Origin of the sequence: Paraburkholderia sp. J12 (assembly GCF_905220215.1) — a bacterium.
Classification (GTDB): Bacteria; Pseudomonadota; Gammaproteobacteria; order Burkholderiales; family Burkholderiaceae; genus Paraburkholderia.
In genome coordinates this window covers 327152-344856 of the sequence record NZ_CAJMZC010000006.1, presented here as the reverse complement: position 1 = coordinate 344856, position 17705 = coordinate 327152, and the positions used below count along the sequence as shown (strand labels likewise).

Genomic DNA, 17705 nt, shown 5'->3' with positions numbered 1-17705 from the left:
GCTCTTGCGACAGGTCCGGCTCTGACCAGCTGAAATCCGCGTTGCCCGCAATCTGTTGCGGCAAGCCGTCGTCACCCGCACCAAACCGGAACCCGAGCACCTCATGCCGGGCAACGAGCGCCTGCACCGCGCGCCGTACCGCGTCGACGTCGGTCTCGCCGGTCAGACGCACCGCTTCCGCGAGGTTGTAGCTCGCGCTTTCCGGTTCGAGACACCACAGAAACCAAAGGCGCTCCTGGGCCCACGAAAGCTGAAACACGTCCCCACGGTCGCACAGCGGCACGACCGGCAAACGGTCGCTAGCGACACCCTTTTCCCGCAAACGCTGCCTGAAGAGCCTGCGCCGCTCGGCCGGCAATGCGGCATACGCGGTCGAAATCGACAGGGCTTCGTTGCTCATATCCTTCGCCATCCTGATCACCTGTCTTCCGCCGACCGTTCCATATCTTCCGCAACATCCTCCGCAACAACGGGCTGCGTATCGTCGTTCAGATGACGCATCACCTCTCGCGCTTCAGCCAGGCGCCGCCGCCGGTTGAGAAACGGACACTGCCCCTGGGCCGGATCGTTGGTATCGGCGAGGAAGTACTGCTTCCATTCGAGATTGCCCGGATCGCCGAAGAAGCCAAGATCCGGATGCGGCGCGACGTCGTCCCATTGACGCAAACGTTCGCGCACCTGATTGCGCGCCTCGCGGCCGATCACCTTGTTCGTGATCGTGTCGACGAACACGGCGCGAGGCTGAAGCAGCAGCACCATGCCCGGACCGAGGTTGCGGCTATGACGCTGTCCGAACGACGGGCAAGCGCAGACGACGAACATCTGCACGCCGCCAAAGGAGAACTCCCAGGCCTCGTCGGACGGGTCGGGCTGCTGCTCCGCCTGCGGATCCGGGTCGACGTCGTGCAGGAATTGCAGCGTGTCCCAGAACAGGTCGTGATATGCCTCGTGCGAGAGCGGCACCGGGTCCGGCTCGAAGAAGATCGCGATGTTGTTGCGCCGGTACTCCGGCTGCGCGGCGAGGCGCGCGAACGTTGCCATCGTCGCCGGCAGGTCGTCGGTGTCCTTGCCGCACACGTACGAATAGAACATCTCGCCCCGCCGCTCGGCAATCGTGCCGAAAAAGCAGGGATATTCCGGGTGCGTCACGAGCGCGTGCAGCTTTTCATAGGAGCGCTCGAGCCAGGGCGGAAAATCGCTCAGGCCGACCTGGTCTTTGAGAATGATCCGCGTGCGCCAATCACTCGCCGGCCGCTTGCGGTTGTCCGGTGCTCGATTGCTGCTCTCTTCAGGCTGCATGGCCCTCTCCATCAGAAACGTTGCGATTTCCGGGTTTCCCGGCGCCCGCCACACAAAGGGCGGGACGCAAAGCAAAAGAAACCCCTCGGACCGCCACATGGCGGTCCGATCTGTTTTCTTAAGTTGTCCGGATCGTTCTGCGGAAGAACGGGGCTGGGGAGAGACTACTTGCCTGGCGAAATCATCCGGCGCCTGACGCGACTGGTGCGAACGCTATGCCGCCGCGGAAACCGGCGCGCTCTGTTCGTCCAGTAGCTCGGCGATCCACTCGTCGGGGATGATCGGCTGGTCGTACGTGCATTCTTCGCAAAGGACGGTCGACCCGTGCAGGCGACCGTCGGGAATCAGCACCTTGTCGCCTTCCATCATTTCGAGCCGCATCCCCAGGTTGCCCCAGAAGTGCATCTGTATGGTGCCCTGCGGCGCGCTGCTGCGGATCACGACCAGCCGGTGATCGTTGTGGACGTGGGTGGTCGAGCACATGTCGCGCGGCTCGATGAAGGTTTCGCGGTCGATGCCGGGGCACTCGGCCTCGATACGGCGATCGATCTTCTGCGCGAACGCGATGTAGCGATCGATCGACGACAGCCACTTCAACTGTTCGCCCAGATCCCAGCGCGCGCGCTCAGCCAGCTTCTGTCCCGCGCCGAGGCCCTGCCCCACGCGGAAGAGTCCTTCAGCGCCGAAGCGGTGCTCGACCTGCGCGAGCGCCCGCGAAAAGCGCGCAACGAGCGCATCGGCCGCGGATACCGGATCAGCGCTCGCGCTGCCCGGCGCCACGAGATGAGGACAAGCCTTCGCGAGCGCCGCATCGAATGCCATCGCTTCGGCTTCGGCCACGAACGCCGCACCGAGCAGCGCGAATGCACGGTCCGGGCGCGAGCCGAGCGCGTAGAGCAGGTTGGTCTTCGCCATGCTCGTCGGCAGATAGAACTGCCAGTACGAATGCTCGCGGCGCGTGACACCCACGAACTCCGCCACGCGCGCGAGCAGCGGACTCTGTGCCTGCGAAGCCACGTCGGGCCGATCGTCGGCCGCCACGCCGTCGAAAAAACCCGACGCCACCGCGCGCTCGACCGCCACGCGCCGCGACGGTGCGTGGCTCCAGCGCTGGATCATGACGAAGCGCAGCCCCTCGACGAGGTAGTCGTTGCGCATGAGCAGCGCGAACATCTCCGCCCAGAACGCCTTTTCCCGTGCGATCACGTCGCGCAACCGCTCGACGTAGTTCGCCGCCGTCTCGCCGCGCTGCGCTTCGTTGCCGACGAAGGTGAAACCGTAATGCTCGAGGAACGGCCGGATGCGCGCGCCGAGCACCTGATTGCGCTCGCCGTAGAACGCATCGAAGCGTGCGAATTCGCCTGCCAGGTCGGCGCGCGGCAAGCGCGCGACGGCCACTTCGTTCAGGCTCATGAGGAGCCGCTGGGTCGCTAGCGAAGGCAGACGGCTCACGTGCGCGGCCGGCACCGGTTTCATGAATTTCAGAAACTCCAGATCCTCCGGACGCAGGGGGCGGCGGTAGAAATCCTCGTCGAGTTCCAGCTCCTCCACCGCCGCGCTGCGAAAGGCGTGATGGGAAGCGAATTCGCGGATCAGCGCGATGACTTCTTCGCGTTGCACGAGGTAAGGCGTGAAATCGAAAAGGGAAGACGATTTGTCCACCATACTGAACTCCACGAGAAACACAGGCGGTCAGGCGTACGACCGCTGCAGCGGCGCACCGGACGACCCGTGTGTATGAAACGCCCGCGCGAGACTCCCGACCACGTGATCGATGACCCCGGCGCGATGCGTGTTGATAAAGAAATGGCCCGCGTCGATTTCCTTCTGCTCGTACGGACCCGTCGTTTCCCGAGCCCAGGCAGCAAGGTTCTCGGGCTCGCCATGAATTTCGTCATCCTGACTACCGCCGAGCACCAGCATCGCGCAATCGAGCGGCTCGCGCTGCCGGTATTCGTAGCTGCCGCACAAATGAAAGTCCGCCCTCAGGAACGGCAGGACCAGCTCCATGAATTCGCGGTTCCCGAGCAGTTCGTCGGGCATGCCATTGAGCGAGCGCACCTCGTCGATAAACTCGCTCTCCGGGCACGTGAGCCAGTGATGCTCAGGCTCGCGGCGCGACGGCGCCTTGCATGCGGACGCACCGAACCACACGGGCGACACGCCATGGCGGCGTCGCAGCGCCTGCGCAAGCTCGATGCCGACGAGCGCGCCCATGCTATGTCCGAAGATCGCGAAGGGCCGCGTGACGAACGGCTGCGCGTCTTCGACGAGCAGATCCAGCAACTCCCGCCAACGGTGCAGCGGACGCATGGCGTGACGCACGCCGCGCCCCGGCATGTGCAGCGGCACGAGGCGTATCCAGTGCGGCAGCCGCTCCGCCCAGTCGCGATAGATCGCCGCGCTGCCGCCCGCATAAGGCAGGCAGAACAACGTGAGCGCCTCGGTTGCGACCTCGGTGCGGCTCATGGCGCGAACCGTCAATGCAACGGCGCCGCTGCGGATTCGCCTGCGGGCGCGGCACCGTCCATTGCCTGGCGCAGGCTGGCTGGCCGCATGTCGGTCCAGTGTTCTTCGATATACGCGAGGCATTCGGCCTTCTTGCCTTTCTTGCCCACTGCGCGCCAGCCGCCCGGAATCGCCTTGTAGCCCGGCCAGATCGAATATTGCTCTTCGTGATTGATCACGACCTCGAATTCCGCGTTCTCGTCGTCCCAGCTCATTCGTACCCCCAAGTCCATTTCGATACGCCTGCCTGCCGGCGCGTCAACGCGCCCAGGCAGGGCCTCACATCCGTTGCGGATAGCTCATCGAATATCTGTTAATGAGAATTATTCGCAAAAGTCCGGGAAAATTATGCCTTCTCCGATACCTTGTCAAGTTGTTTCGCCGAAGGCCAGGCAGTACAGCGATGCACTTCGCATGCAATACGTCGATCATCCGATACAGAACGCATGAACACACGCAAGCGCTGGCGCCCGATTGCCCGTTGACCTCGCAGGGTCACCCGGTTCGTTTGCAAATGAGAATCGCTTATACTTCCACGCGAAGTTCGCCGGCCTCATAGCCGATCACGCAACGCAGCCATCTTAGAAGTCGCCGGTGACGGATTCGTTACCGCAACGCGATGGCTCAACGTATCCACTCGCCCGCATCGCACGGTTCGGGACGCGCTATACCCGCCTTTGAAGACCGATGAGAAAAATCGCCAGACGACATCGACGGATCGCCTTCGTCGCCCTCCTCCTGCTGCTGTTCGCATGGGCCATCTGGGCAATCTTCTTTCGGGTGATCGAGCATGTTGCCACCGTCACCATCGGACGCGGCGACATCGAGGCCAGCGTCACCGCGCTCGGCACGGTGCAGCCTCACAGCTACGTCGATGTCGGCGCACAGGCCTCCGGTGAAATCCGCCGCATTCATGTGCGGCCCGGCGAGGCGGTTGGCCGGGGCACGTTGCTGGTCGAAATCGATCCGAGCGTCCAGCAGGCCAAAGTGGACGTGGATCAATCGACGCTCGCAAGCCTGCGCGCGCAACGCGTGAGCGCCGAGGCACAGCGCGTGCTTGCGCAGCAGCAGTACGACCGGCAGCGCCGCATGGCCGCCGACGGCTCGACCCGCGACGAGGATGTGCAGACCGCCTACGCAGCGCTCGATCAGGCACGCGCCGCGATCGACAATCTGCGGGCGCAGATCTCAGGCGCCCAGTCGAACCTGAAGGGCGACGAGGCGCAGCTCGGCTATACGCGCATCTATGCGCCGATGAGCGGCACGGTCGTCACGCTCGATGCCCGCGAAGGCCAGACGCTCAACGCCACCTACCAGACGCCCAACATCCTGCGCATCGCCGATCTCTCCACGATGACCGTCTGGACCCAGGTTTCCGAAGCGGACATCCTGCGCGTGAAGCCGGGCATGTCGGTATATTTCACGACGCTCGGCTCGACCGATCGCCGCTGGACGGCCACGGTGCGCCAGATTCTTCCGTCGCCGCCGAACCCCGCCACCTCGCCCGACGGCAACGGCCAGCAAACCGCCGCGCAGTCCGGCACGGCAGCGAGCAGCAAGGTCGTTCTCTACACGGTCCTCTTCGATGTCGCCAATCCCGACGGGCAGTTGATGCCGCAAATGAGCGCCCAGGTATTCTTCGTCGCGGCGCGCGCGAAACACGTGGTCATCGCCCCGCTTGCGCCGATGACGCCCGTCGAGGGGGAGCCCGGCCGCTACACCGCGCGCGTGTACGCGGGCGGGCGGATCGTCTCGCGCGACGTGCGCATCGGCATACACGACCGCCTGAGCGGCGAGGTGCTCGCGGGACTCGCGCCGGGCGACCGGCTCGTGACCGACGTCTCCCGCACGCACCTGGCCGACGGGAGGTTCACGTGGTAGCGCCGCCGTTGATCGAACTGGAGGCGATCCGCAAATCGTACGGCGGCAATGCCCACGGCCCGGACGGCAACCCGGCGGCCGCGACCGAGGTGCTGCGCGGCCTCAGCCTCTCGATCGATTCCGGCGAGTTCGTCGCCATCGTCGGCGCGTCGGGCTCGGGCAAATCGACGCTGATGCATATCCTCGGCTGCCTCGACCGGCCGACTTCGGGCCAGTACCGCTTCGCGGGCCAGGACATCGCGGAGTTCAGCGCCGACGAACTGGCGTGGCTGCGTCGCGAAGCATTCGGCTTCGTGTTTCAGGGCTATCACCTGATCGCCACCGAATCGGCACGCGAAAACGTGGAGATACCCGCGATCTATGCCGGCGTCTCCACGCACGAACGCGAACGGCGCGCGACCGCCCTGCTCACGCGGCTCGGCCTCGGCGAGCGGCTCGATCACCGTCCGGGCCAGCTTTCCGGCGGCCAGCAGCAGCGTGTCTCGATCAGCCGCGCGTTGATGAACGGCGGCCACATCGTGCTCGCCGACGAGCCCACCGGGGCGCTCGATTCGAAGAGCGGCGCCGAAGTGATGCTGCTGCTCGAAGATCTCGCGCGCGCCGGCCACACCGTCATTCTCATCACGCACGACCGCGAGATCGCCGCACGCGCGCACCGGACCATCGAGATCCGCGACGGCCAGATCATCGCGGATTCGGGCCGGCGCGCCGACGCGGGCGGCCGTGCCTCGCTCGACGCCGCCGCGTTGATCGCCTCGATGGCGACCGGCGTGGCGCACACGGCCTCGTTCGTCGCCGACACGCGCGAGGCCCTGCGCGCTGCGTGGCGGGTTCTGTGGATCAACCGCTTTCGCACGCTGCTCACGCTGCTAGGCATCATTATCGGCGTGGCTTCCGTGATCGTCATGATGGCGATCGGCGCCGGGACCGAGCAGCAGGTCATCGAAAAAATGGCGAGCTTCGGAACGAACCGGCTCTACGTCATTCCGGGCGGCGACAACCCTCGCGGACCGGGAGGAACGCTTTCCGAAGCGGATGCGCAGGTCGTGCGCGACGTGCCCAACGTGAGCGTGGCGATGCCGTTTCTCAGCAGCAGCGTCACGGCCCGATACGGCAGCGTCGACATTCGGGTTCCCCTCTGGGCGGTCACCGAGGAGGCGCCGCGCGTGCTCAACTGGAAGCCGAGTCGCGGCATTTTCTTTACGGCTAGCGACGAGCGCCATCTCTCCACGGTCGTCCTGCTCGGCAAACGGGTTCGCGAAAAGCTGTTCGGCAGCGCCGATCCGGTCGGCCACTATGTGCTCGTCAACAACGTCCCCTTCCAGGTCATCGGGGAGCTCGAAGAAAAAGGCGCGACCTCCGGCGACACCGATGACGACAACGTCATCCTGATGCCCTGGTCCACGGGCAGTTACCGGATCGTCGGCACAACGAATCTTTCGTGGATCTCGGTGCTGATCGACCGCCTCGATCTCGCGGACCAGACCGCCCGGAAGATCACCGATGCGCTCGAAGCCGCCCATCACATCCGCGACTTCCAGGTCTACAACCAGGCGGCGTCGGTGAAGGCGCAAACCGAAACGCAGGGCACGCTGACCCTGATGCTCGGCCTGATCGCGGCGATTTCGCTGGTGGTCGGCGGCATCGGCGTCATGAACATCATGCTCATGACCGTGCGGGAGCGAACGCGGGAGATCGGCATCCGCATCGCGACCGGCGCGCGCCAGCGCGACATCCTCAGGCAGTTTCTGACCGAGGCGACGCTCGTCTCCAGCGTGGGCGGACTGCTCGGCGTCTTCTGCGGGCTCGCCATCGGCGCAGGTCTGATCGTCGCGGGCGTCCCTGCCATCTTTCCGGTGCGAGCCATCATCGGCGCTTTCGTCTGCGCGCTGCTGACCGGCCTCGTCTTCGGCTTCATGCCGGCCCGCCAGGCGGCCCGACTCGACCCCGTCGTCGCACTGGCGAACGAATGACCTCATGAGAAACTGGACTCCCGGATTCGCGACATTCGCAACATTCGCGCTGTGCGCCTGCACGACGCCCGCCCCCCAGAACGCCGGGCTGCCGGCACCGCCCGCCTGGCGCTATGCGGCCAGCACCGACGCCCTCGGCAAACCGGTGCGCACGGACTGGTGGACGGCGTTCGGAAACAACGAGCTCGATGGCCTCGTGCAGCAGGCACGCATGAACAGCTTCGACGTCGCCGCGGCCATCGCCCGCGTGAAGCAGGCTCAGGCCAATGCGAAAATCGCAGGCGCCGCCCTGCTGCCGAACGTCAAGGGCTTCGCCGACGCCAGCCGCCAGGGCGGCTTGCTCGTGAACGATAGCGAACTGGCGGGCACGAGCTTCGACCTGGGCCTGCTGGCGAGCTACGAGCTGGACTTCTGGGGACGCAATCGCGCGCTTCGCGACGCCGCGCTCGCGAACGTGAGCGCCTCACGCTTCGACCGCGACACCGTGGCGCTGACCGTCTCGGCCGACACGGTCAATGCGTGGCTGCAAACCGTCGCCTTTCGCGAGCGCACCGCGATTGCACGCCAGAACCTCGAGACGGCCACGCAGATCCTGGAGACTGTCGAGTCGCGCCTGCGCGCCGGCGCCGTGACCCAGCTCGACGTCGCCCAGCAGCGCGCGGCGGTTGCCGCCCAACGCCGCGCACTGGAGGCGAGTGTCCAGCAGGCCAACGACAGCCTCACGACCCTGGCGGTCCTGCTCGGTCGACCCGTATCCCAAATGCAGCTCGAAACGACCTCGCTCGACGCCCTGCAGGTTCCGGACATCGCCGCCGGCGTGCCGTCGGAGGTGCTCGTGCAGCGGCCCGATCTCGCGCGGGCCGAGGCCCAGCTTGCCGCCGCCAACGCGAACATCGCGGCCGCGCGCGCGGCCATGCTCCCGAGCCTCACGCTCAACGCCACGGCCGGTTTCGGCAGCGAACGCATTCATACGATCTTCGACAACTCGCTCTATAGCGTCGCAGCGGGTCTCTCCGCGCCGATCTTCAATGCGGGCTCGCTGGCCGCGGGGCGCGATCTCGCCATCGCCCAGCAGGAGGAATTGCTCGCCGCCTATCGCGCGGCCATTGTCGCGGCATTCGGCGACGTCGATCGGTCGCTCAACGCGATTCACGGTGTGGATGCCCAGGTCGCCGCGCAGGGCGAAGAACGGGACGAGGCGCGCCGCGCGCTTCGGCTCGCACAGAGCCGCTACCAGGCGGGCGCGGAAACGCTCACCACGGTGCTCGATGCGCAGCAGACGCTCTTTGCCGCGGAAGACGAAGGCGTGCAGTTGCGGCTCGCGCGCCTCCAGGGGGCGGTTTCGCTATACCGGGCGCTGGGAGGAGGCTGGACCCGCGAGCTTCCGCAAAGCGCTGGTTGAGTGGCGTGTGCGCTACGTTTTCTTGCTGGGCTTCGCGCCGTGCGGCTTGGGCCGGCACTTCGAGCAGTACCCATGCAAAACGAGCTGATGGCCGGTCAACATATAGTCCAGTCCATCGGCGACGGCTTTCTGCCGGGCATCGATCAGCGGATCCGAAAATTCATCCACCCGGCCGCAGTTCAGACAGATGATGTGGTCGTGGCGCTTGCCTTCATTGAGTTCGTAGACGACCTTGCTGGAGTCGAGCATGCCGCTCGTCAGAAGACCCGCTTCTTCCAGCTGCGAAAGCACACGATAGACGGTCGCGAGCCCGATATCGACCTTGTCCTCGACGAGGTGCCGGAACACATCCTCCGCGCTGAAATGGCGATGGTCCGCGTTACGGAAAAACTCCAGCACCTTCACGCGCGGAATGGTCGCGCGCAATCCTGCACTCTGCAACTCTTCGAAAACCGGGGAGGACATATATCGTATGGAATGGGAACCGGGTTGATGCGCATGCAGGCGGTCGATCGCCGCCTTTGCCGGCAAACCAGCGAATGCCGAGGCTCCGATCTTAGCGTAATGACGACCGCCATCCGATTAGATATAGCTAACGAACTGGAACGCTCGTAAAGCTAATACGGACGGAAATCGTTATTATTCCCATTCTCTGAAAAAAGGCTGTGGCCATGCGGAGAGGCGCCGCTGAACGCGTGTCCAGTCGGGGAGTTCAGTATTTCTTTTTTGCTCTGCACTGCCAGGCAAATATTCGCGCCGATGGCTACGACGGACAGATCGCCATCTGTCATGCGAAGCGCAGGCACGGCTGTCCGCGCGGCGCGTTCCCGACCGCGCGCTTCAGGCGCCTCCGGTCACGTCTTGAAGCGGCCGGCCAACAGCATAGGCGAGGCAGCCCATATAACCCGGCAGTTCGTCGATCCAGCAATACTTCAGTCGGCGAGCCTCGCCGGCTAGCGGATCGTCCGCCAGCTTTGGGTGCGCAGGCGCGTGATCTCGCAGATCGACGGTCAGCTTCAGCAAGCCTTCCGTGATGCCCAGCCCCATTGCCTTGAGCAACGCCTCCTTGGCCGTCCAGCAACGAAAGAACAGATCGGTACGCGCGGCCAGAGGCGCCGCATCGATCATCTCGCGCTCGGCCGTGGTGCAGACCAGATCGAGCAGTTCGTGCCAGCGCAGGTCGGCGTTGAGCCGCTCGATATCGACGCCGACGCGGGCGCAGCCGGAGACCGCGATCAACGCGTGCGCTCCGCAATGAGAAACGTTGAAAGAGAGGTCCGGAAATGCCGCGAGCACCGGCTTTCCGCGCGCGGTCGAGGTGAATCGCAGCGCCGCCGGATCCACGCCCGTATAGCTGCCGAGCAGCTCGCGCAACACCGACCGCGTGACCGCAAAGCGCGCCTGGTCGGCCGGGTAGCGGTAGCGCAGCGCTCTGGCCCGTTCGGCCGGTTCGAGATACGACCAGTTTGCGTCTTCCCCCCATGGATCGAGAGGAACGCACCAGACGTCCAGCCCGGACGGCCAGCGTCCGCGAGCCGCCACCATGACTGCCCGCTGTGTGGGCCGCTGTGCCGTTGTGTCGCGATGGGTCATGAGGCAGGAGCATACGACAGGAGCGAATTTCTTTCAATTAAATGAGAATCATTTGCATAAAGGCGGATTTTTCGTCATTATGTCCCGGTGACTTTTGCAGGAACACCCACATGGATGCTGCCGTAACCGCAATGCCGGAACCCACCGCACTCGCCGATCGCGAGGAAACCGGGCGCCAGGCCTTCTTCGACACCCTGCTTTCGCGCCAGTCAGCCTGGCCGCTCACCGGTCCGGGGCCCAGCGATGCCGAACTCGATCTGATCTTCGACGCAGCGCTGCGCGCGCCGGACCACGGCCGGTTGTCGCCGTGGCGCTTCGTCTGCATCCGGGGCGAGGCGCGCTCGGAGCTGGCCGAAGTGCTCGTCGACATCGCGGCGGCCCGTGAACCCGAAAAGCCGCGCTCCGCGCACGAGCACCGCCGGCAAAGGGCATTCGCCGCCCCCGTGATCGTGGCGCTTGGCGCAGCCGTTGCGCCTCGCGCCGGCATCCCGGAGATGGAGCAGCTCCTCAGCGTCGGCGCGGCAACCATGAACATGCTCAACGCGATCCACGCGCTAGGCTACGGCGGGTTCTGGGCAACCGGAGCGGATGCATACGATCCCCTCCTGCAAAGCGCACTCGATTTCGAGCCGACCGATCGCCTGCTGGGTTTCCTCTTCATCGGGACACCGAAATCCCAGGAGCGCAGCGCCCTGCGCCCGCCCCGCGCCAATCACGTTCGCGAATGGTTCGGGCGAACTTCCATCTGAACCCGGCTGACTGCGATGCGTTCCGTGCGGCCGCGCCGTGGAGGGAGGCGGGCGCGGCGGTAAAACGCAGCGGCCGCAAACGGGACGTCATCGATATGCCCCGAGGAACCGAATGCCTTTAGCCGCAGAAGTCGATCCAGTCCAGGTACCCGCAAAGGCCGTCAGAACCCGACGGCATCCCATCTACTCGACACCGGCAATCGAGTTCGTCGCGCTGCCGCACCACGCGCCCGCGCCTTTCCGCGAGACCTTACCCGCGCCCGGCGAGCTGTACCTGTGGCGCTATCACGCGGAGTGGCAAGCGATCTCGCACGACGACCCGCGCTCGTGCATCTCCCGAGCCGAATATCAGTGGGCGAAGCACTACCCTAACTCGGCTTTGGCAAAACGCTACCTGATAGGCTGTGCCGCGCTGCGGTTCGCGCTCTCTCCGATGCTCGCCTGTACGCCGAAACAACTGGAGTTCGGAAGCGCGCGCGAAGGACGCCTCGCGCTGCTCCATCCCGAAGCCGGCAGCAAAATCCAGATTCACGTTGCCTTTACCGGTGTGTGGGTGCTGATCGCCGTGAGCAATGCGGCAATGGGCATAGGGTCGGCCACGCCGGGACGGAAAACGGCGGAACCGAACGCAGCCGCCCCAACGCCGCCCCATCGTCACCTGATCGCAGACTCGTCGCCGGTGGCGGAGCCCGCCACCGAAACGCACTGGCAGGCACGATACGCGAGTCTCTCCGAACTGGCCGGACGTCCCCAGTCCCATGTGGACGTGGCGTTCTTCCGGCAAACCGGCGCGAGTTCCACCGCGGACATGAACGATGGCCAGCAGTATCACGTCCTCGATCTCCCCATGCCCGGACGCATGTGCAGTGCGATTGCGCTGGCCGAACCGGTGTGGACGGTTTATGCGTCGGGCTGGTTGCGCAACTGAGCGGCCAGGGCGCCCGGCTACGGCCTGCGGTCGAGCCACGCAACGATGTTGCGCACGGTATCGCCATAGAACGTCTCGTACATCTCCCGCGTCACGTAGCCGATATGCGGCGTGGCCAGCACGTTGTCCAGCGTGCGCAGCGGCGAAGCGGCCTCGAGCGGTTCCGTGTCGTACACGTCGAGCGCGGCCCCCGCAATCTGCCCTCGCCTGAGCGCGTCGATCAGCGCCGCCGCATCGACGATCGGACCGCGCGAGGTATTCACGATCCGGCTCGCGGGTTTCATCCGCGCCAGTTCCGCGGCCCCCACCAGGCCGTGCGTGCGCTCGCTCAAACGCAGGTGAATCGACAGGATATCGGCGCTCGAAAACAAGGTGTCTTTGTCGACTAACTGCACGCCTTTCGATTCCGCGCGCTCGGCCGTCAAATTCTGGCTCCACGCAATCACGTTCATGCGGAATGCGCGGCCGATCACGCCAACCGCCGAGCCGATGTGGCCCAGACCCAGCAAGCCGAGCGTCTTGCCGGCCAGTTGCGTTCCGAGCGTGCGCTGCCAGCCGCCTTCGCGCAGCGATCGATTCTCGATGGGGATATTGCGCGCCATTGCGAGAATCATGGCCCATGCGAATTCGATGGTCGGCGTGGACGAGTAGCCGGTATGCGCGACCTCGATGCCTCGCGCGGCCGCCGCCTCCATGTCGATCGAAGCGTTCGCGGGCCCCGTCGAGGCAATCAGCTTGAGATCGGGCAACTGCTCGAGGATGGCGCGCGTGAGCGGGGTTCGCTCGCGCATCACGCACACCACGTCGAACGGTTGCAGGCGCTCGACCACCTGGGCGGGCAGCGCCTGGTGGTCGTTGAAGACCGTGATTTCCGCACGGCCTTGCAGGACAGACCAGTCCGCCATATCGAGCGCCACGTTCTGGTAGTCGTCGAGAATGGCAATCCGGATCGGGGACGGGTGGGACATGGGTTCCTCCACACATGCCAGGGAGCGCCTGGCGGCGCCCTACACCGACCGATTATCGACCACTTCCGGACCAGGCGTATTCGTCGCTTCGCCAGGGCGCTTCAGGTCGTGGGCATGTTCTCGCGCGCAACCGGAGATGGCCCGCGCCACGCCTTCGAATACGGTCATACGTGGCGGATTCATGTCACGACCGGACTCGCCATGCGCGGGCTCGCGCTCGAAACCTTTGCGGTCGGGTAAAGCAGCATCCGCCCCCTGGACACGGGGCGAAATAGCGACTACCTTCGAAGCCGTGCCGCACGCCTGACCGCTGACCGTTCAACTCCGCCGTAAGCGCGAGTGCCCGCTCGCCACCCGTCCCCTGCCGGTGAAGGAACGCGCCATGATTCCCTCTACCCGCTATGCGCTCGCGTTCGTCGTCAACGTGGCGTTGCCCGCGCTGGCGTACTGGCTGGCCCTTCCCCACTATGGCCTGCTGGACGCGCTGATCGTCTCGGGCCTGCCCGTGCTGGCGTGGATGGTCATCGATCTGGTGAGATTCCGGCACTTCGACGCATTGAGCGCGCTGGTGCTCGCCGGCATTGTCCTGTCGCTCGCCGTACTGATGTCGGAACCGGGACGCTGGCTGCGCGAAGTGCGCGACCCGCTGGTGAGCGGCGTGATAGGCGTGTTCTTCCTGCTCTCGCTGGTCTTGAGCCGGCCTCTCGTGTTCTACCTCGCGAGATCGACGCTCGCGCGCGAGCGTCCCGGCCTGGAACTCGACTTCGACCAGAGATGGTCGAGCCGCCCGGACCTCGTGAGATCCGTGCGGCTGATGACGGCGGTGTGGGGTATAGGGCTGGTCGGCGAAAACGTGGTCCGGCTCTGGATCACGAGCGACATGACCGGCCACGACGCCGAACGGCTCTCCACGTTGATCCGGGGCGGGGCCTACGGCGGACTGATGATATGGACGATCCTCTACCGGCGCCTCTACATCAAGCGGCAAAAACCTTGACGCAGGCGCCAGCGCCGCCGTGCGCGGTTACACCGAACGCCGGATCGCTTCCTCCAGCAACTCAAGCCCCAGATCGATTTCCTGCTCGCTCACGGTGAGCGGCGGCGCGATGCGAAAGACACCGCCCATGCCCGGCAACTGCACGATGTTCATGCTCAGGCCCAGGTTCATGCACTCGCGCGTGATCTTCGCGCCCAGGCCGTCTGCCGGCTCCTTCGTGCGGCGGTCCTTGACCACCTCCATGCCCAGCAGCAAGCCGCGGCCGCGCACGTCGCCGATGCAGTCGAAGCGCTCCATCAGATCCAGCAGACCGCCCCTGAGCCGCGCGCCCATCACGTTCGCGCGCTCGACGAGCCCTTCGCGCTCGACCACGTCGAGCACGCGCAAGCCGACCGCGGCCGGAAGCGGATCGGAAACGTGCGTGGTGTAGAAGAGATAGCCACGTTCGTGGGCTGTCTCCTCGATCTGCGCGGAGGTCACGACGGCCGCGAGCGGCAGCCCCGCGCCGAGCGTCTTCGACAGCGTGAGGATGTCGGGCGTGACGCCGTCGCGCTGGCAGGCGAACATCGTGCCGGTGCGTCCCACGCCCGTTTGCGCTTCGTCGAGGATCAGCAGCATGCCGCGCTCCTCGCACTTGCGTTTGAGCGCCGCCATATAACCCGGCGGAAGTTCGATGATCCCGCCGGAACTGAGGATGGGCTCCGCGATGAAGGCCGCGAGATTGCCGCTCGACTGGCGGTCGATCAAATCGAACGCATAGTCGAGTTCCGCCAGCCAGTCGTATGCGCCATTGCGCTCGAAGCGCGGCCGGTACGCGAACGGCGCCGGAATCGCGAACGAACCCACCGACGCGGGGCCCACGCCCTTGCGGCCCGCGCTATAGGTGGCCGAAGCCGCGGCGCCCGTCATGCCGTGCCACGACTGGGCAAAGCCGACAATCTCGTAGCGGCCCGTCACGAGCTTCGCCATGCGGATGGCGGCTTCGTTCGACTCCGCCCCCGTACTCAGTAGCAGGGCCCGGTCGAGGCCTTCCGGCGTGATTTCGGCCAGCCGCGTCGCGAGTTCCACCACCGGACGCGAAAGCATGCCGCTGAAAAGATGGTCGAGCTTGCCCGCATATTCGTTGACGACCGAGACGATCTCCGGGTGACTGTGCCCCAGCACCGCGCTCATCTGCCCCGAGGTGAAATCGAGGATCGGGCGGTCGTCGGCGTCGTAGACGAAACTGCCTTTCGCGCGCTCGATGATCATCGGCTCGAACTTGCCGCCGTAGCGGATGAGGTGCGCCTGGGCATTGCGCCAGAACGTTGCGTCGTCGTTGCGGGACACGGACTTCTCCTCGTGCGGTGCGGGAATGACTTGCAGTTTAGACGCCGCTCTGCTTTTATAGAAACGAATAGTTCTTATGGAAGCTAGAAGCGAGGCTAATATCTTGAGCGGCACCCTCGAAATCGATCTGTTGCGCTCCTTCGCAGCCATTGCGGAGGCCCGCTCGCTGAGCCGCGCGGCCGGCCGGATCGGCCGGACCCAGTCCGCCCTCAGTCAGCAGATGAAACGGCTGGAAGACATCGTCGATCAGCCGCTTTTCCAGCGCACCGGCCGCGGCGTGGTGCTCACGCATCCCGGCGAGCGTCTCCTGATCCACACGCAGCGCATGCTGCGCCTGCACGACGAGGCAATGGCCGATCTGCTAGGCAAGGGTTTGTCGGGCAGCATCCGCTTTGGCTGCCCCGACGACTACGCCGCCGTGTTCCTCCCCTCGCTCCTGCGCCAGTTTTCGAGCCAGCACCCGCATGCGCTCGTGGAAGTGGTGTGCGGGCCGACGCCGCGTCTCGTCGAGCAACTGGACAAGCGCGCCGTCGATCTCGCCATGATCTCGCTGCCGGATCACAGCCACGACGACGACATCATCCGCCGCGAGCCGCTCGTGTGGATCGGCTATCCCGGACTCGATTCCGCGCACTTCGATCCGCTGCCGCTCGCGCTTTCGGACCCGGACACGCTCGATCACCTCGCCGCCTGCGAAGCGCTGCAGCGCGCCGGGCGGGCTTACCGCATCGCCTATGCGAGCAGCAGCCTTGCGGGTCTCACGGCGCTGGTGCGCTCGGGGCAAGCGTTCGCCATCATGACGCAGACCGCCGTGCCCGCCGACCTCGCCATCCTCAACGGCGACCCCGCGCTGCCGCCGTTGCCTGCCGTCGGCATCACGCTGAAGTTCGGGCGCAAACGGGCGTCGCATCTCACCGCGGCCTTCGCGGAGCACATCCGGCTCACGCTGCCGCTGCTCTAGGCGGCCTGCGCCGGCGCGCACACGCTCAGCGATAACCCCACCATGCGGGCCCGCGATACACCACGGGCGGCGCGATATACACGGGCGGCGGGCCCCACACCGGGGGCGGCATGTAGACCGGCCGCGGCGCATAGTACGCAGGCGGCACATAAGGCGGCGGCACGTAGACCGGCACCGACGGCACCATCACGGCCGGCGGCACGGCAAGACTCACGCCGAACCCCACGGAGACGTGGGCGTCGGCCACCTGCACCACGCCCACGCTCAACACTGCGCCTGCCAAGGCGTAACGCATCCACTTCATGACGTTTCTCCAGACTCACGCGCACCGCGCGAGGATGCGCGGTGGGCTCAACGGCATTCTGGTTCGCGCAAGTGAGCGCAAAGTTAGGCTGCGCGGCCTCGTGCCACGGACGATTTCGCACCCCTAACCCGGCTCTAATTCGCGCTCCGTAGCCTGACTCCCTCGTTTCTTTCATTAAGTGGAGATCGCCCTTGAAGCTCAACCAGACCCAGCAGCGCGAGTTGATCGAATCGGCACGATTCGGCATCGAGTTCGTCGACTTGACGATCCAGAAACTGAAGCTGGAATGCCCCGACGCCTTTCACACGGACAGGACCCTGCGAAAACGCCGCTTCCAGCACAAGCCTGCAAGCCCGACGCCCTGCCAGCACTACCCCGGCGTATATCCCCAGTGAACGCGCGCCGTCGACACCCGGCGCCTCGCAACGCCGAACCTCAGGCACAATGACCGGCCAACCCTGGAGGAGCGAACCATGAGATGGCCGAAAGCGTTGCCGCGTGTGGGCGTGTGTGCGGGCATGCTCGCATGGGTCCTGCTGGCGGGGTGCACCACGCCCGTCGAGTTTTCGGCAACGGGCGCGGACGTGCGCACGGCGACCGAAGCCGACGACCTCGACTTCGGCCCGATGGACCATTCGATCGCGCAATGCAAGGCCGTGTCCCACAGCGCCGGGCCCGGTCGATGCACGCAGCTCCGGGCCTACGAGGCCTGCATGAAAACGAAGGGCTACATCACCGTGCTGGGCCCCGAGAATCCCCAGAACTGCGGGCAGCCCGCCTGGGAGCAGGACGTTCGCAAATGGTTGCAGTAAG

The 17705-nt window shown here is 65.5% G+C and carries 20 protein-coding genes; 10 read left to right on the top strand and 10 right to left on the bottom strand.

The window, feature by feature from the left end; genetic code table 11:
- The 5 genes from U5760_RS16580 to U5760_RS16560 all read right to left on the bottom strand — a co-directional run.
- Window positions 1-400, bottom strand: a 400-nt coding sequence (locus U5760_RS16580; RefSeq protein ID WP_322013241.1) for a condensation domain-containing protein, incomplete at its 3' end; no start/stop codon positions are given.
- Between the two features lie 17 nt (window positions 401-417).
- A complete protein-coding gene (locus U5760_RS16575; RefSeq protein WP_322013240.1) occupies window positions 418-1299 on the bottom strand; it encodes a YqcI/YcgG family protein in 882 nt (293 codons plus the stop codon).
- 213 nt (window positions 1300-1512) lie between these two features.
- Entirely contained in the window at window positions 1513-2964 is a 1452-nt protein-coding gene (locus tag U5760_RS16570; RefSeq protein ID WP_322013239.1) for a peptide synthetase, read from the bottom strand.
- Between the two features lie 27 nt (window positions 2965-2991).
- Window positions 2992-3768: a thioesterase II family protein gene (locus tag U5760_RS16565; RefSeq protein ID WP_322013237.1), complete on the bottom strand. Its 777-nt coding sequence runs from the start codon at window positions 3766-3768 to the stop codon at window positions 2992-2994.
- Window positions 3769-3779: 11 nt separating this feature from the next.
- On the bottom strand, window positions 3780-4022 hold the full coding sequence (locus U5760_RS16560) for an MbtH family protein (protein ID WP_322013235.1): 243 nt from the start codon (window positions 4020-4022) through the stop codon (window positions 3780-3782).
- Between the two features lie 472 nt (window positions 4023-4494).
- On the opposite strand from U5760_RS16560, the gene U5760_RS16555 reads away from it, so the two are divergent.
- From U5760_RS16555 to U5760_RS16545, 3 genes are read left to right on the top strand one after another with little or no spacing between them, the layout of a single operon-like run.
- The gene (locus tag U5760_RS16555; RefSeq protein ID WP_322013233.1) at window positions 4495-5688 is read left to right on the top strand and encodes an efflux RND transporter periplasmic adaptor subunit; all 1194 of its coding nucleotides are present in this window, start codon (window positions 4495-4497) and stop codon (window positions 5686-5688) included.
- Entirely contained in the window at window positions 5682-7661 is a 1980-nt protein-coding gene (locus U5760_RS16550) for a MacB family efflux pump subunit (RefSeq protein WP_322013231.1), read from the top strand. The genes U5760_RS16555 and U5760_RS16550 overlap by 7 nt, the downstream gene beginning before the upstream one ends.
- 4 nt (window positions 7662-7665) lie before the next feature.
- Window positions 7666-9063, top strand: coding sequence for a TolC family protein (locus U5760_RS16545; RefSeq protein ID WP_322013230.1), 1398 nt, complete (start codon window positions 7666-7668; stop codon window positions 9061-9063).
- Window positions 9064-9075: 12 nt separating this feature from the next.
- On the opposite strand, the gene U5760_RS16540 is transcribed toward U5760_RS16545, so the two are convergent.
- The gene (locus tag U5760_RS16540; protein ID WP_322013229.1) at window positions 9076-9528 is read right to left on the bottom strand and encodes a Fur family transcriptional regulator; all 453 of its coding nucleotides are present in this window, start codon (window positions 9526-9528) and stop codon (window positions 9076-9078) included.
- Window positions 9529-9903: 375 nt separating this feature from the next.
- Window positions 9904-10656 (bottom strand): 4'-phosphopantetheinyl transferase family protein, encoded by a 753-nt coding sequence (locus U5760_RS16535; protein WP_322013227.1) that lies wholly within the window; start codon window positions 10654-10656, stop codon window positions 9904-9906.
- A gap of 110 nt (window positions 10657-10766) precedes the next feature.
- Here U5760_RS16535 and U5760_RS16530 point away from each other — a divergent pair, with 110 nt between their 5' ends.
- Entirely contained in the window at window positions 10767-11405 is a 639-nt protein-coding gene (locus U5760_RS16530) for a nitroreductase (protein WP_415914112.1), read from the top strand.
- A 112-nt stretch (window positions 11406-11517) separates the two neighbouring features.
- On the top strand, window positions 11518-12333 hold the full coding sequence (locus tag U5760_RS16525) for a hypothetical protein (RefSeq protein ID WP_322013226.1): 816 nt from the start codon (window positions 11518-11520) through the stop codon (window positions 12331-12333).
- A 17-nt stretch (window positions 12334-12350) separates the two neighbouring features.
- Here the strand turns inward: U5760_RS16525 and U5760_RS16520 are convergent, their stop codons facing one another.
- A complete protein-coding gene (locus U5760_RS16520) occupies window positions 12351-13301 on the bottom strand; it encodes a D-2-hydroxyacid dehydrogenase family protein (protein WP_322013225.1) in 951 nt (316 codons plus the stop codon).
- A gap of 114 nt (window positions 13302-13415) precedes the next feature.
- Here U5760_RS16520 and U5760_RS16515 point away from each other — a divergent pair, with 114 nt between their 5' ends.
- Both U5760_RS16515 and U5760_RS16510 read left to right on the top strand, forming a co-directional pair.
- Window positions 13416-13541: a hypothetical protein gene (locus U5760_RS16515; RefSeq protein WP_322013224.1), complete on the top strand. Its 126-nt coding sequence runs from the start codon at window positions 13416-13418 to the stop codon at window positions 13539-13541.
- 142 nt (window positions 13542-13683) lie between these two features.
- On the top strand, window positions 13684-14298 hold the full coding sequence (locus tag U5760_RS16510; RefSeq protein ID WP_322013223.1) for a VC0807 family protein: 615 nt from the start codon (window positions 13684-13686) through the stop codon (window positions 14296-14298).
- Window positions 14299-14325: 27 nt separating this feature from the next.
- On the opposite strand, the gene U5760_RS16505 is transcribed toward U5760_RS16510, so the two are convergent.
- Entirely contained in the window at window positions 14326-15627 is a 1302-nt protein-coding gene (locus U5760_RS16505) for an aspartate aminotransferase family protein (RefSeq protein ID WP_322013222.1), read from the bottom strand.
- Between the two features lie 76 nt (window positions 15628-15703).
- On the opposite strand from U5760_RS16505, the gene U5760_RS16500 reads away from it, so the two are divergent.
- Window positions 15704-16588, top strand: coding sequence for a LysR family transcriptional regulator (locus U5760_RS16500; RefSeq protein WP_322013221.1), 885 nt, complete (start codon window positions 15704-15706; stop codon window positions 16586-16588).
- 25 nt (window positions 16589-16613) lie between these two features.
- Here U5760_RS16500 and U5760_RS16495 read toward each other — a convergent pair whose 3' ends face one another.
- Complete coding sequence (locus U5760_RS16495) at window positions 16614-16892, bottom strand: hypothetical protein (protein ID WP_322013219.1); 279 nt, start codon at window positions 16890-16892, stop codon at window positions 16614-16616.
- A 191-nt stretch (window positions 16893-17083) separates the two neighbouring features.
- Between U5760_RS16495 and U5760_RS16490 the strand changes: the two genes are divergently transcribed.
- Together U5760_RS16490 and U5760_RS16485 are read left to right on the top strand one after the other, a co-directional pair.
- Entirely contained in the window at window positions 17084-17287 is a 204-nt protein-coding gene (locus U5760_RS16490) for a hypothetical protein (RefSeq protein WP_322013217.1), read from the top strand.
- 78 nt (window positions 17288-17365) lie between these two features.
- On the top strand, window positions 17366-17704 hold the full coding sequence (locus U5760_RS16485) for a hypothetical protein (RefSeq protein ID WP_415914111.1): 339 nt from the start codon (window positions 17366-17368) through the stop codon (window positions 17702-17704).
- Window position 17705: the final 1 nt, after the last annotated feature.